At 60.8% G+C, this 13546-nt stretch carries 12 protein-coding genes; 5 read left to right on the top strand and 7 right to left on the bottom strand.

Annotation, left to right across the window (positions count from 1 at the left end; all coding sequences use genetic code 11):
• Positions 1 to 6 precede the first annotated feature (6 nt).
• The 4 genes from secD to queA form a co-directional block, all read right to left on the bottom strand.
• The gene (secD, locus tag AB5Y91_RS00480; protein WP_139745031.1) at positions 7 to 1860 is read right to left on the bottom strand and encodes a protein translocase subunit SecD; all 1854 of its coding nucleotides are present in this window, start codon (positions 1858 to 1860) and stop codon (positions 7 to 9) included.
• Between the two features lie 18 nt (positions 1861 to 1878).
• On the bottom strand, positions 1879 to 2214 hold the full coding sequence (gene yajC / locus AB5Y91_RS00475; RefSeq protein WP_025327251.1) for a preprotein translocase subunit YajC: 336 nt from the start codon (positions 2212 to 2214) through the stop codon (positions 1879 to 1881).
• 50 nt (positions 2215 to 2264) lie between these two features.
• Positions 2265 to 3401, bottom strand: a complete 1137-nt coding sequence (tgt, locus tag AB5Y91_RS00470; protein WP_368168828.1) for a tRNA guanosine(34) transglycosylase Tgt — start codon at positions 3399 to 3401, stop codon at positions 2265 to 2267.
• 117 nt (positions 3402 to 3518) lie between these two features.
• Positions 3519 to 4571, bottom strand: coding sequence for a tRNA preQ1(34) S-adenosylmethionine ribosyltransferase-isomerase QueA (queA, locus tag AB5Y91_RS00465; RefSeq protein WP_368168827.1), 1053 nt, complete (start codon positions 4569 to 4571; stop codon positions 3519 to 3521).
• Between the two features lie 254 nt (positions 4572 to 4825).
• On the opposite strand from queA, the gene AB5Y91_RS00460 reads away from it, so the two are divergent.
• The 3 genes from AB5Y91_RS00460 (at position 4826) to ahpF (ending at position 8211) form a co-directional block, all read left to right on the top strand.
• Entirely contained in the window at positions 4826 to 5272 is a 447-nt protein-coding gene (locus AB5Y91_RS00460) for a CBS domain-containing protein (protein ID WP_106886567.1), read from the top strand.
• A gap of 643 nt (positions 5273 to 5915) precedes the next feature.
• Positions 5916 to 6482, top strand: a complete 567-nt coding sequence (gene ahpC, locus AB5Y91_RS00455) for an alkyl hydroperoxide reductase subunit C (RefSeq protein ID WP_005324327.1) — start codon at positions 5916 to 5918, stop codon at positions 6480 to 6482.
• A gap of 142 nt (positions 6483 to 6624) precedes the next feature.
• The gene (gene ahpF, locus AB5Y91_RS00450; RefSeq protein ID WP_163147490.1) at positions 6625 to 8211 is read left to right on the top strand and encodes an alkyl hydroperoxide reductase subunit F; all 1587 of its coding nucleotides are present in this window, start codon (positions 6625 to 6627) and stop codon (positions 8209 to 8211) included.
• A 77-nt stretch (positions 8212 to 8288) separates the two neighbouring features.
• Here ahpF and AB5Y91_RS00445 read toward each other — a convergent pair whose 3' ends face one another.
• Positions 8289 to 9590, bottom strand: a complete 1302-nt coding sequence (locus AB5Y91_RS00445; RefSeq protein WP_368168826.1) for an MFS transporter — start codon at positions 9588 to 9590, stop codon at positions 8289 to 8291.
• 116 nt (positions 9591 to 9706) lie between these two features.
• On the opposite strand from AB5Y91_RS00445, the gene AB5Y91_RS00440 reads away from it, so the two are divergent.
• On the top strand, positions 9707 to 9952 hold the full coding sequence (locus tag AB5Y91_RS00440; RefSeq protein WP_025327258.1) for a hypothetical protein: 246 nt from the start codon (positions 9707 to 9709) through the stop codon (positions 9950 to 9952).
• 128 nt (positions 9953 to 10080) lie between these two features.
• On the opposite strand, the gene AB5Y91_RS00435 is transcribed toward AB5Y91_RS00440, so the two are convergent.
• Both AB5Y91_RS00435 and AB5Y91_RS00430 read right to left on the bottom strand, forming a co-directional pair.
• A complete protein-coding gene (locus AB5Y91_RS00435) occupies positions 10081 to 11637 on the bottom strand; it encodes a diguanylate cyclase (protein WP_368168825.1) in 1557 nt (518 codons plus the stop codon).
• 345 nt (positions 11638 to 11982) lie between these two features.
• Entirely contained in the window at positions 11983 to 12732 is a 750-nt protein-coding gene (locus AB5Y91_RS00430) for a class I SAM-dependent methyltransferase (RefSeq protein WP_368168824.1), read from the bottom strand.
• A 207-nt stretch (positions 12733 to 12939) separates the two neighbouring features.
• Here AB5Y91_RS00430 and AB5Y91_RS00425 point away from each other — a divergent pair, with 207 nt between their 5' ends.
• Entirely contained in the window at positions 12940 to 13425 is a 486-nt protein-coding gene (locus AB5Y91_RS00425; RefSeq protein WP_368168823.1) for a VOC family protein, read from the top strand.
• The last annotated feature ends 121 nt before the right edge of the window (positions 13426 to 13546 follow it).

Below are 13546 nucleotides of genomic sequence, written 5' to 3'. Positions count from 1 at the left end.
TCTTCCTTAGATCGGCAGCTTGTCGATGCGCCGTCCGCCCCAGGCCAGGTTGATGATGGCGCGGGATACAGTAATGGCCGTAAACATGGAGGCGGTCAGACCTATGCCCAGGGTCAGGGCGAAGCCCTTGATGGCGCCGGTGCCGATACCAAACAAGATCACACAGGTGATGAGCGAGGTGACGTTCGAGTCGGCGATGGTCGAGAAGGCGCGGTCGAAGCCCATGTGGATGGCTTGCTGCACCCCGCGGCCGTTGCGGATCTCTTCACGAATACGCTCGTAGATCAGCACGTTCGCATCCACCGCCATCCCTAAGGTCAACACGATACCGGCGATACCCGGCAGTGTCATGGTGGCCCCGGGTATCATCGACATGATGCCGACGATCAGCACCAGGTTCATGGTGAGGGCCAGGTTGGCCACCCAACCGAACGCACGGTAGTAGATCCCCATGAACAGCACTATCACCAGCATGGCCCAGCCGATGGCTTCCATACCGCTGTCGATGTTCTGCTGACCCAGGCTCGGGCCTATGGTGCGCTCTTCGACTATCTGGATCGGGGCTATCAGGGCACCGGCACGCAGCAGCAGCGCCAGGTTGTGGGCTTCGTTGGCGTTGTCGATACCGGTGATGCGGAACTGGCTGCCAAGGCGCGACTGGATGGTGGCGACGTTGATCACCTCCTCCTGCTTGCGGAACTTGCGCTTGCCGTCCGGACCGGGTTGACCCACCGGCTTGTACTCGATGAAGACGGTGGCCATGCCCTTACCAACGTTGTCCTTGGTAAAGTTGGCCATCTTGTTGCCACCCTGGCCATCGAGCTTGATGTTGACCTGGGGACGGCTGTATTCATCGAAACCGGACTGGGCACCCACTATGTGGTCACCGGTCAGGATCACGCGCTTTTGCAGCACCACGGGACGACCGTTGCGATCGTTGTAGACCTTGGAGCTCGGCGGCACCCGGCCCGCGGCAGCGGCCTGGATGTCGGCGGCCTCATCGACCATGTGGAACTCCAGAGTGGCGGTGGCCCCCAGGATCTCCTTGGCACGGGCGGTGTCCTGGATACCGGGCAGCTCCACCACGATGCGCTCGGCACCCTGCTGTTGTACCAGCGGCTCGGCCACACCCAGCTCGTTCACCCGGTTACGGATGATGGTGATGTTCTGCTCGAGAGCATACTTCTTCACTTCCTTGATCTTGGCTTCACTCAGACCAGCCAGCAGGATGAAGTCATCCCCTTTCTGCTCCGTGGTGAAGGTGAGATCCGGATTCTGCCGACGCAGGAAAGAGGCCGCCTTGGCCTGATCGGCCTCCTCGCGGAACACCACCTGCACCTGATCACCGACCCGGCGCACGCCGGAGTAACGGATCTTCTGGGTGCGCAGCTCGGAGCGGAAATCCTGCACCATCTGCTCTTGCTGCTTGGTCAGCGCCTCGGCCATGTCCACTTCCATCAGGAAGTGCACACCACCGCGCAGGTCCAGACCCAGCTTGAGGGGAGCGGCGCCTATGGCTTCGAGCCAGGCAGGCGTGGAAGGTGCCAGGTTGAGGGCAGTGATGAAGTTGTCGCCCAGCTTGTTGGCGACGATGTCACGTGCCTTGAGCTGGTCTTCGGTATTGGTGAACCGGATCAGGATGAAACCGTGTTCGAACGCAGCATGTTTGACCGGGATCTGAGCCGCTTCGAGCGTCTCCTTCACCTGATCGAGCGTCTCTAGTTTGACTTCGGCACCACGGCTGGCAGATACCTGCAAGGCCGGGTCTTCGCCGTAAAGATTGGGGGCTGCATATAGAAAACCGATGGCGATCACGACGATCACCATCAGGTATTTCCACAGCGGATAGCGATTTAACACGCTGTGCTCCTCGGGAGATTAAAGGGACTGGATAGAACCCTTGGGCAGAACGGCAGAGACGAAATCACGCTTGATGGTGACCTGGGTCTGATCGTTCAGGGCCAGCACTATGTAGTCGCTATCGGTGGAGACCTTGGCGATCTTGCCGACCAGGCCACCGGAGGTGAGCACTTCGTCACCCTTGGCCAGGGAGCTCATCAGATCGCGATGAGTCTTGGCGCGCTTGGCCTGGGGACGATAGATCATGAAATAGAAGATGAGGCCAAACACGGCCAGCATGATGATCATTTCCATGCCACCACCCTGTGCACCCGGAGCTGCGCCTTCTGCATACGCCTTGGAGATAATGCTCATTTAACAACCTCTTATTGATGTAGATTTGAAAACTAACTTATATGTCGTTGTTATTTCACGTCATTTTCAGTTAACGGAGGCACGGGCTTCCCTTGCCGACGGTAAAACTCAGTTACAAAGTCGTCTAATTTACCCTGCTCGATCGCGTCCCGCAAACCCTGCATCACACGCTGGTAATAACGCAGGTTATGAATGGTATTCAGACGGGCACCGAGGATCTCGTTGCACTTGTCCAGATGGTACAGATAGCTGCGGGTGTAGTTCTTGCAGGTGTAGCAGTCGCAGTCCGCATCCAGGGTGCTGGTGTCCTCGCGATACTTGGCGTTGCGGATCTTGACCACGCCATCGGTGGTGAACAGATGACCGTTGCGGGCGTTGCGGGTCGGCATCACGCAATCGAACATGTCGATGCCGCGGCGCACCCCTTCCACCAGATCTTCGGGCTTGCCCACCCCCATCAGGTAGCGCGGCTTGTCGGCCGGAATTTTCGGGCAGACGTGATCCAGGATGCGGTGCATGTCTTCCTTGGGCTCACCCACCGCCAGACCGCCGACCGCATAGCCGTCGAAGCCTATCTCCAGCAGGCCGTCCAGGGAGACATCCCGCAGCGGCTCGTAGACGGAGCCCTGGATGATGCCGAACAGGGCGTTCTTGTTGCCCAGGGCATCAAATTTGTCGCGGGAGCGCCTGGCCCAGCGCAGGGACATCTCCATGGACTTGCGCGCCTCTTCGTAAGTGGCCGGATAGGGCGTGCACTCGTCGAAGATCATCACGATGTCGGAGCCCAGATCGTACTGGATCTCCATGGATTTTTCGGGGTCGAGGAAGATCTTCTCGCCGTTGATGGGATGACGGAAATGCACCCCCTCCTCGGTGATCTTGCGAATGTGACCCAGGCTGAACACCTGGAAACCACCGGAATCGGTGAGGATGGGGCCTTGCCAGTTCATGAAGTCGTGCAGATCGCCGTGGGCGCGCATCACAGCCTGACCCGGCCGCAGCCAGAGGTGGAAGGTGTTGCCAAGCAGGATCTGGGCGCCGGTCTCGCGCACCTCTTCCGGGGTCATCCCCTTGACGGTGCCGTAAGTACCGACCGGCATGAAGGCCGGGGTCTGGACCACACCGCGCTCGAATACCAGCTGACCGCGACGGGCGCGACCATCTGTGGTTTTCAGTTCAAATTTCATTGCTACCTCGATTCAGTCAGAGAAACAGTCTGACAACGGAGGGCCCCATGGGCCCGATACAAGAAACCGGCCAGGATCCTGACAAGGAATCCCTGAACGGCTTCTGAAGGGCGAGGCTTATGCCTGCGCCCGGCGACGGGTGACGAACATGGCGTCCCCGTAGCTGAAGAAACGGTACTGCTCTTCCACCGCCGCCTGATAGGCCGCCATCACGTTGTCGTAGCCGGCAAAGGCGCTGACCAGCATGATCAGGGTCGACTCGGGCAGGTGGAAGTTGGTGACCATGGCATCGACAATCTGGAACTCGTAGCCCGGGAAGATGAAGATGTCGGTGTCGCTGAAGAAGGGCGCCAGCGGCTTGCCCTGGGCCAGGGTTACCTTGGCGGCGCTCTCCAGGGAGCGCACCGAGGTGGTGCCCACCGCAATCACTCGGCCACCCCGGGCCCGAGTCGCGTTGATGGCATCCACCACCTCCTGCGGCACTTCGGCATACTCGGAGTGCATGTGGTGATCTTCAATCTTCTCCACCCGCACCGGCTGGAAGGTCCCCGCCCCTACATGCAGGGTGACGAAGGCCGTTTCAACCCCCTTGGCGCGGATCTTTGCCAGCAGGGGCTCATCGAAGTGCAGCCCCGCGGTCGGCGCCGCCACGGCGCCCGGCTTCTGGTTGTAGACGGTCTGGTAGCGCTCCTTGTCGGCATCCTCGTCGGGCCTGTCGATATAGGGCGGCAGCGGCATGTGGCCTATGGCCTCCAGGATCTCAAGCACGGGGCGCGGGTCCAGGAAGTGGATCTCGAACAGGGCGTCGTGGCGGGCGCGCATCTCGGCCTCGACCCCACCATCAAGAATGAGACGGGTGCCGGGCTTGGGGGACTTGGAGGAGCGGACATGGGCAAGCACGCTATGCTCGTCCAGGATGCGCTCAACCAGCACCTCCAGCTTGCCGCCGCTGGCCTTCTGGCCAAACATGCGCGCCGGAATGACCCGGGTGTTGTTGAACACCAGCAGGTCGCCCGGGTTGAGCTGGTCCAGCACATCCACAAATTGACCGTGGCGCAGGGCGCCGCTTTGACCATCGAGCTGCAACAGGCGGCTGGCGGTACGCTCTGCCATCGGATAGCGGGCAATCAGCTCGTCTGGCAGATCAAAATGAAAATCGGATACTTGCATCTTTCACCTCGGGGGAATCGGCGGCTAGTCTAGTTATCCCCCTCTTCCAAGGCAACCCAAAAGACCAAAAACCCAAGGCCGGCAAGGGATAGCGCTCTTTTTGTGAGCCTTGTGGGCGCTTGGGCGCCAATTTGTGCCCCGCAGCGCTCACAGCCCCTGGGTTAATGATTCTTTAATGATCTGTATTGACCCTGATCAGGTTCCACGACCAGGAGCTGAGCTAGGGTGAGATCAGAGACACAAGGAGGCCCACCATGATGACCCTGACTGAAATCATGACCGAACACCCCTTCACCCTGGGGCCGCAGAACAGCGTCAAGCAGGCGATGGAGCTGATGCAGCAGGAGCAGATCCGCCACATCCCCATCGTCGACGAGCACCAGCATCTGCTGGGACTGGTCACCCTCTCCGACATCCTGGCCACCCGCGAGTCCAAGCTGCTGCTGATCAATCCGGAGCGGGAGGCAGAATTCACCGACAGCGTCCAGCTCGACGAGATCATGACCCGCCAGGTGGCGAGCGTGGATCCCCACGCCGGCATCAAGGAGGCGGCCCTCTACCTGCAGCGCCACAAATATGGCTGCCTGCCGGTGGTGCGGGGACGCAAGCTGGTGGGCATAGTCACTGAGTCGGATTTCATCACAGTGGCCATCAATCTGCTGGAATTGATGGAAGAGCAGGAGCCGCCCTCCGATTTCTGATCACAAAAAACTGTAATAAAATTACAATAAAAGCGTTTTCAGCCTAATTTACCGGCTAAATAACTGAAACACTTTCAGTTTGATTGAAAAATTACACCACAAACTTGCTTTGTGATCTTCATCACACTATGATGCCGTCCATGCAATAGTTGCCGAAGAGGAGATGAGGATTGTGCACCCGATGTCTTCTCTTCATATGTCTGCAAGTTTGCACACCCCGTAGTTAGTCTTTGCTGTAAAGCATTTTTATATCGCCATTCCTTGTTTGATGACCCGGCCCTGTCTGTGCGACGGCGCCGGGATTTTTTTTGCCCGTCTCTCATGCTCTCTCCCCCTGTCCCGACGCGCCTTCAATACTCCTCTCGCCCCTCTGGCATAAAACAAGTTCCCATCCGGGACTTGAAAATGTGACATGGAGGACAGAAATTGAACTTCGACAATGAGTTATCTCTGAAGGCCTGAGATATTCATGTTAGGTACAGTTGCGATGGGTTATCTAATAAGTAGATTTAAGTGATTCAAAATTGTGGCTTTGACCGATTAGAGAAAAGCCCTATGATGCCTCCATCGAAAGTTAAGCGCCTCGCCTGGCCAAGCACTTCACGACCAGACGGGCATATGTACATCACCAAGGAGCAAATACATGTCTACCTATATCAACACTGAAATCAAGCCGTTCAACGCTACCGCCTACCACAATGGCAAATTCGTTCAGGTGTCTGACGCTGACCTGAAAGGCAAGTGGTCCGTGGTCTTCTTCTACCCGGCTGACTTCACCTTCGTTTGCCCGACCGAGCTGGGCGATCTGGCTGACAACTACGCTGCCTTCAAGAAACTGGGCGTCGAGATCTACGCCGTCTCCACCGACACCCACTTCACTCACAAGGCCTGGCACGACACTTCTGACACCATCAAGAAGATCCAGTACCCGATGATCGGCGACCCGACCGGCACCATCACCCGCAACTTCGGCGTGATGATCGAAGAAGCTGGCCTGGCTGACCGCGGTACCTTCGTCATCGACCCGCAAGGCGTCATCCAGATCGTTGAAATCAACGCCGGCGGTATCGGCCGTGACGCTCTGGAACTGCTGCGCAAGGTCAAGGCTGCCCAGTACGTTGCCGCTCACCCGGGTGAAGTGTGCCCGGCCAAATGGCAAGAAGGCGATGCCACCCTGGCCCCGTCCCTGGATCTGGTAGGCAAAATCTAAGCCTCCTGCTCTCCAAGACCGGCCCACTCAAGGGCCGGTCTGCTTTTCTGGCCCAGCGCTTCCTGCATTCACTGTTTTTTGCATCCAGTGCTTTCTGTATTCATGAATAGTGCCGACCGCCATAACAAGAAGGAATTCGACCATGTTAGATACCAACCTCAAACAACAACTCAACGGTTACTTGCAGTACATCGTCAATCCCATCGAGATCAGCGTGTCCGGCAATGACAGCGACAAATCCGCAGAGCTCCTGGCATTGGCCAACGAGATAGCCGAGATGTCCCCCAAGATTTCCATGACCGATGGCACCGCCGCTCGCAAGCCTTCCATGAGCGTGGCGCCACAAGGCCAGGCACCGCGCGTGCATTTTGCCGGCATCCCCATGGGTCATGAATTTACCTCCCTGGTGCTCGCCCTGCTGCAAAGCGGCGGTCACCCCTCCAAGGCCGATCCGGCCGTGCTGGAGCAGGTCAAGAACCTGAAGGGCGAGTTCCACTTCGAGACCTATATCTCCCTCTCCTGCCACAACTGCCCGGACGTGGTGCAGGCCCTGAACCTGATGGCCACCCTGAACCCCGGCATCACCCACACCATGATCGACGGTGCCCTGTTCCAGGATGAGGTGAACGAGCGTCAGATCATGGCGGTGCCGAACGTCTACCTGAACGGCCAGCCGTTCAGCCAGGGTCGCACCTCGCTCGAAGAGATAGTCGCCAAGCTCGATACCGGCGCGGCCGAGCGCAAGGCCGCAGAGCTGAGCGAAAAGGCCCCCTATGACGTGCTGGTGGTGGGCGGTGGCCCGGCTGGCGCTGCTGCCGCCATCTATGCCGCCCGCAAGGGGATCCGCACCGCCATCGTCGCCGAGCGCTTCGGCGGTCAGGTGATGGACACCGTAGGCATCGAGAACTTCATCTCAGTGCCCTACACCGAGGGCCCCAAGCTGGCTGCGAGCCTGGAGCAACACGTCAAGCAGTACGGCGTGGAAGTGATCACCGAGCAGCGTGCCGCCGCCATCAGCAAGGATGGCTATGTGAACGTGGAGCTGGCCTCCGGCGCCACCTTGAAGAGCCGCGCCGTGATCCTGGCGACCGGTGCCCGCTGGCGCGATCTGAACGTACCTGGCGAGCTTGAGTACCGCACCAAGGGCGTGGCCTACTGCCCCCACTGCGACGGTCCCTTCTTCAAGGGCAAGCGGGTGGCGGTGATAGGTGGCGGTAACTCCGGCATAGAGGCGGCCATCGACTTGGCCGGCATCGTCGAGCACGTCACCGTGGTGGAGTTCGCCGATACCCTGCGCGCCGACGAGGTGCTGCAGAAGAAGGCCCGCTCCATGGGCAACATCGACATCATCATGAGCGCCCGCACCACCGAAGTGATAGGTGACGGCAGCAAGGTGGTGGGCATGGACTACGAGGACCGCACCACGGGCGAGATCAAGCACCTGGCGGTGGCCGGCATCTTCGTGCAGATAGGTCTGGTACCGAACACCGAGTTCCTGAAAGGGAGCGAGGTGGCCCTGACCCGCTTTGGCGAGATCGAGATCGACACCAAGGGCGCGACCTCCCTGCCCGGCGTCTATGCCGCAGGGGACGCCACCACAGTGCCGTTCAAGCAGATCATCATCTCCATGGGCGCCGGTGCCACCGCAGCCCTGGGTGCCTTCGATTACCTTATCCGCAATGCGGCCCCTGAGGCTCATGCCGTCAAAGCCGACGCCGTGACCGCCTGATAACGGCCTTAGCACCAACAAGAAGCCGACTCCCTGGGAGTCGGCTTTTTTATGCGCGTCTTCGGGCAGGCTGGCTCTCAGCGAGCCTGCGGCTCCTCCATCCCTTCCACATCCTCCACCTCGGGTGTGGCATAGGTCGCGGGCACCGCCTCTCCTTCCAGATCCGTTCTCGGCTCCAGCTCGGCGGTCATGGGGGTATTGGGCGGCACCGGCATGAACACCTGGTGTTCGGCCAGGGGAATGGGTGCCCGCTGCCGCCTGCGCCAGCCCAGATAGCCCGCCAGCAGGGCGCCGCACAGGGCGAAGTAGACGAACAACCCCTCTGACCCGAACTGCAGCATGACGAAGGGGGCCAGCAGCGGCCCTATCATGGCCCCCAGGCTGTAGGCGAGCAGCAGCCCCTGATTGGCCCCCAGCACCTGATCCGGGCGCAACTCGTCGCAGGCGTGACTGAGGCTCAAGGGATAGATGGAGAACGCCATGCCCCCCAGCAGGAACACCAGGGCCCCCGCGATCGGCTCGCGCCAGCCCTCGGGCAGCAGCACCATCAGCAGGGCGAGCAGGGTCAGCGCTGCACACAGCAGCAGGATCACCAGCCTCCTGTCATAGCGGTCAGACATCCGCCCTATGGGGTATTGCAGGCACATGCCCCCCAGGATCACCAGCGCCATCATGTCCGCCACCCGCGAGAGCGAGGCGCCGCTGTCGGTAAAATAGAGCGGCAACAGGCCGTAGATGGCCCCGAGAATCAGGCCCGAGGTGAAGCTGCTGCCCATCCCCGCCGGAGTGAGCCGGACAAGCTCCAGCACCCCCACCGGTTGGGGCGCCACCATGGCAGGGGTGGCCACCCGGGAGAGGGCGAGCGGCACCACCGACAGGGTGGCGGCCATGGCGCACAGGGCAAAGGGGGTCAACACCATGGGATCCACCCACTTGAGCAGCAACTGGCCCATGGCCAGGGATCCGTAGAGCAGTATCATGTAGAGGGACATCAGCCGTCCCCGGTTGGCTGGGGTGCTGGAGACCAGCATCCAGGACTCCAGCACCACGAAGAGGCCGCCGGTGGCAAAGCCCCCCACCAGCCGCAGCGCCGCCCAAGCGATGGGCTCCACCACCATGCCGTGCAGCAGGAACAGGAAACAGAGCAGGGAGGCGTAGGCCGCATAGGCCCGGATATGGCCCACCCGTATGATGAGGCGGGCATTGATGAAGGCCCCCAGCACCAGGCCCCCGAAATAGGCCGCCGACACCAGGCCGATGGCCTGCACCGACACCTGCTCTGCCGAGAGGCGCACCGTCAGCAGGGTATTGAACATGCCGTGACCCAGAATGAAGATCACCAGACTGGTCAGGGGTGACAGCAACCTTGTGAGTGTCATGACGCCTCCTCGTGTCGAAAAGATCATGGTAGCGTCTGTTTCTTGCCCGGTTCAACCCAATAGTCCCGGCCCTGTGGGGCTATTCTTAACGGGATCCCATCAAGGAGGTCGTCAAAATGAGACTCATGCTGTTGTTGGCTGCCCTGCTCTTCGCCGGGAGCGCCATCGCCTTTCACTGCCCCATGGACATGAAGAAGATTGATGATGCCCTGGCCACGAACCCCGCCCTCAGTGCCGAGAAACTGGCCGAGGTGAAGCAGCTAAGGGCCGAAGGAGAGACCCTGCATAATGCGGGCAAGCATCAGGAATCCGTCGATACCCTGGCCAAAGCCATGGCCATCCTGGGCATAGACCAGGGCTAAGGTCACAAGGCCCCCTCGCGACTGTCTGCTTCGCAGCACAGCCAAACGAGGTACCCGGGAAATAACAAAGGCCCTCGCCGTGAACGACGAGGGCCTTGTCATGAGAGAGACGCCAGCAGCCAGGGCGCTCACTCCTCGCTGCGATGAATGCGGTTCTTGCCGGCCCGTTTGGCTTGATACATGGCCTTGTCGACCAGGGTCATCAGCGCCTCGGGGGGGCGGCCCTGGCTTTCGCCTATGCCGGCACTGAAGGTGACCCGCATCCCCTTCTCCCGCCATTTCAGCTCACTGAGCCGGCAGCGCCACAGCTCCATCAACCCCTCGGCCTGCGCCAGCGAGTGCTGCTCGAAGAGGGCGACCAGCTCCTCGCCTCCGTAACGACACAGGGAAACCCCCTCCCCCAGCAACTCCCGTCCCAGCTCGACACTGCGGCACAGCGCCGCATCACCACCGGCATGACCATAGACGTCGTTGAGCTGCTTGAAATTGTCCAGATCGACCAGGGCCAGGACGACACTGCGCCCCTCCTGGTGCAACTGGCGCAGCCGCTGATCCAGGAAGCGCCGATTATAGCTGCCGGTAAGCGCGTCCCTGTGGGCCAGGTCAAAGGACTCTTGCAGGTGATCGGACACCTGATCCAGCTCCTGATCCAGCAAGGCCATCTCAGGGAAGGAGGGCAAGGCACTCACCGGCCGGGGTTCGCGCGCACCGGCGCCGAGTCGGCGGATGCGGCTCGCCAGACTGTCGATGAGCACCAGCAAACGCAGGCGAAAGAAGGCCGACATTGTGATGAAGAGGGCGCAGGCAACGGCCAGCAGCCCCAGCGCCAGGCTGCCCCCGATGACGGCAACCGAATCCCGCCTTGGCTGCACAGTGATGGCCATCCAGTGCTCCCTGTCTGGCAGGGTACCGTAAGCCACATATTCGTTGCTCATCTCCTCGTAGAAAGAGCCTGATTGCGCCGTCAGGCGCGCCAGCCAGGGAGCCTGCAAGATCTGGCCGTTGTAGGCCGACTGCGAACTCACCAGGATCTGGTTGGTGCGGCGGTCAATCACCATGTGGCTCACGGCGTTGTCCCCATAGAGCATGTCCCTGAGCATCTGGGACCACTGTGCGACGTTCACATCGATGCCGATGACCCGCTCACCCTGCTGCTGGTCATCGGGCAGGCGGTGGGCCAAGGTCAGAATATAGTCGCCCGTCAAAATGTCCTGATAGGCCGGTGTCCAGTAGAAGGCGCGCGACGCCAGCGCCCCCTTGAACCAGGCGCGGGAGTCCACATTGACCTTGGCATTCACCCAGGCCAGATCCGCCTCTTCGCTGCCGGAGAAGAAATAGCCATTCGAATCGGCATGAAAAATCAGCATCACCAGGGGATCCAGGGCCGTCATCTTCCCCCAGCGCTCGCGATAGGCCTCCCGGGTCCTGGAGGAGGAGAGCACAGGGGTCAGTGCATCCGCAGTGACTTCGACAGACATCAGCTGCTCGAGGTGATCGAGCATCCTGGCTTCGGTCACCACCGCCATGCCGTTGAGGCTGACCAGCTTCTGCTCCACCACCACCCCGTGGTTGTAGACGGAGAGGGCGAACATGCCGCCGATCCCGAGCAGCATCGGCAAGGCCAGCAGCCAGAGATAGCCTGTAATGAAGGTGAAATTTTTCTGCGTGCGTCTGAAGGTCAACATACCCTGGGTCCTGCTCAATACCCCGCTGTTTGCCCTGCAAGACAGGCATGGCCACATCGGAAGGCGCGCAGTATGCCGCCAGCCCTTCAGGGAGGGCGACTCTTTTCACGGCCTTGTTCAAGCACGATTCAGGCAGATTTTCGGCGAAATTAGGTTTTATCAGGGGAAACAGAGAGATGCGGTCTATTTTCTGAGCAAAAAAACAGTCGGCAACGCCAGGGGGTCGTTTTCTGCGATTAGAGAACGGGAGCCAAGGGAGCATGCCGTTCGCGCCGACTGTCACCAGTCCACGCGATTGGGCATACCTCCCCTGCCCCGTCGCCTTCATTTTCTGCATGTGCCCCGTTACACCCGGCCGCTATAGGCCAGGGTGCAATAGTTGAAAGAAACCCTGCCGCCCACCGCATTTCGGCCAAATTCGCGGCGGATGAGCGCCGTCATCTGCTCATGGGCCGGGGTGCCGACGGCGGGGGCATAGGAGGAGGAGTTGAGCCGCCCCAGCACGCCGTCCAGATCGAACAACTGGCGGTTCTCGAAGCGATCGAGCCGATACTCCCCCTCGAAGAAGGCACTAAAGTCGTGCTCGCCGAGGTTGCGATGATTGACCTCCTCGTAATCCCCGGAATAGGCGTGCAACCCCTCCTCATAGGCCCTGAGAAAGGGGGTGTCGGTCAGCCTGTCATTCCAGATGAGGGCGACCCGGCCACCGGGTCTGAGCAGGCGCTGACACTCCTGCCGAAAGGCCGCGCGATCGAACCAGTGAAACGCCTGGGCGACAGTGACCAGATCCACCGAGCCCGTCGGCAGGCCCGTGGCCTCCGCACTGCCGTGAGACCAGCCGATGTTGCCCACATCCGCCAGCAGTCGCCTCGCGGCGGCGCGCATCTCGTCGTTCGGCTCCACCGCCCAGACCCGCGCCACCCGGGGTGCGAGCAGGGCGGTCAGGATGCCGGTGCCCGCCCCTATGTCGGCCACCTGGGCCTCTGGCCCCATGGCAAGATCCTGGGCCAGAAAGTCCAGCATGGCCGCCGGATAACCGGGCCGGTACTTCACATAGGCCTCGACCCGGGTCGAGAATCGCTGGGTACTGTCCATCGCGCACACCTCTCTTGTCATTGGCGGGGCATAGGGTCGCCCTGCCTGTCGCTCTGCACGCCAAACCGGGCGGCCCGGATCCCTATGCCACTACACTTGACGACATCATGCAACTCCCCGGCTGGCAACAGAGGGCGCCAGGTAGCAACCACTGGGGCAAGTGAAAGGGAGGGGCATAGGATGACAGCAACCGGCAGGAGCCACGAGATGATGACAGCCGCAAAGAACAGGATCTGCCTCTGGTATGACGGGGATGCCGAGGAGGCGGCACGGTTTTACGCAAGCACCTTCCCCGACTCCGCCGTCGACGCCGTGCACCGCGCCCCGGCCGACTACCCCGCCGGCAAGCGAGGGGATGTGCTGACGGTCGAGTTCAGGGTGATGGGGATCCCCTGCCTCGGGCTCAATGGCGGCCCCGGGGTCAAGCACAGCTGGGCCTTCTCGTTCCAGGTCGCAACGAAGACCCAGGCCGAGACGGATCGCTATTGGCACGCCATCATCGATAACGGTGGTCAGGCGAGCGAGTGCGGCTGGTGCCAGGACAAGTGGGGCATCTCCTGGCAGATCACCCCCCTGGCCCTCACCGAGGCGATCACGGATCCCGACCCCGAGGCCGCCAGGCGCGCCTTCGAGGCCATGATGCAGATGGGCAAGATAGATATCGCCGCCATAGAGGCGGCGCGCCGAGGCTGAACACCGTTTGGGGGCGCAACAAACAACAAGGCCACCCGATGGGGTGGCCTTGTGCTTATGGGTTATCAGCCCTTCCGGGCGCCTGATCACAACCATTTAAGTTGGAAACTGGCAGATCAAA

The sequence above is a fragment of the Aeromonas sp. R4-3 genome (assembly GCF_040908275.1).
In the GTDB taxonomy this organism is placed as follows: domain Bacteria; phylum Pseudomonadota; class Gammaproteobacteria; order Enterobacterales; family Aeromonadaceae; genus Aeromonas; species Aeromonas rivipollensis.
The sequence above is the reverse complement of the archived record's forward strand: the minus strand, read 5'-3'. Positions and strand labels throughout refer to the sequence as shown.

What these genes read in the sequence shown, in the direction of transcription:
- AB5Y91_RS00430 (WP_368168824.1), bottom strand. Translation starts at nt 12,732, where the DNA reads ATGGACAGTACCCAGCGATTCTCGACCCGGGTCGAGGCCTATGTGAAG.
- ahpC (WP_005324327.1), top strand. Translation starts at nt 5,916, where the DNA reads ATGTCTACCTATATCAACACTGAAATCAAGCCGTTCAACGCTACCGCC.
- AB5Y91_RS00460 (WP_106886567.1), top strand. Translation starts at nt 4,826, where the DNA reads ATGATGACCCTGACTGAAATCATGACCGAACACCCCTTCACCCTGGGG.
- queA (WP_368168827.1), bottom strand. Translation starts at nt 4,571, where the DNA reads ATGCAAGTATCCGATTTTCATTTTGATCTGCCAGACGAGCTGATTGCC.
- yajC (WP_025327251.1), bottom strand. Translation starts at nt 2,214, where the DNA reads ATGAGCATTATCTCCAAGGCGTATGCAGAAGGCGCAGCTCCGGGTGCA.
- AB5Y91_RS00425 (WP_368168823.1), top strand. Translation starts at nt 12,940, where the DNA reads ATGATGACAGCCGCAAAGAACAGGATCTGCCTCTGGTATGACGGGGAT.
- AB5Y91_RS00440 (WP_025327258.1), top strand. Translation starts at nt 9,707, where the DNA reads ATGAGACTCATGCTGTTGTTGGCTGCCCTGCTCTTCGCCGGGAGCGCC.
- ahpF (WP_163147490.1), top strand. Translation starts at nt 6,625, where the DNA reads ATGTTAGATACCAACCTCAAACAACAACTCAACGGTTACTTGCAGTAC.
- AB5Y91_RS00445 (WP_368168826.1), bottom strand. Translation starts at nt 9,590, where the DNA reads ATGACACTCACAAGGTTGCTGTCACCCCTGACCAGTCTGGTGATCTTC.
- tgt (WP_368168828.1), bottom strand. Translation starts at nt 3,401, where the DNA reads ATGAAATTTGAACTGAAAACCACAGATGGTCGCGCCCGTCGCGGTCAG.
- AB5Y91_RS00435 (WP_368168825.1), bottom strand. Translation starts at nt 11,637, where the DNA reads ATGTTGACCTTCAGACGCACGCAGAAAAATTTCACCTTCATTACAGGC.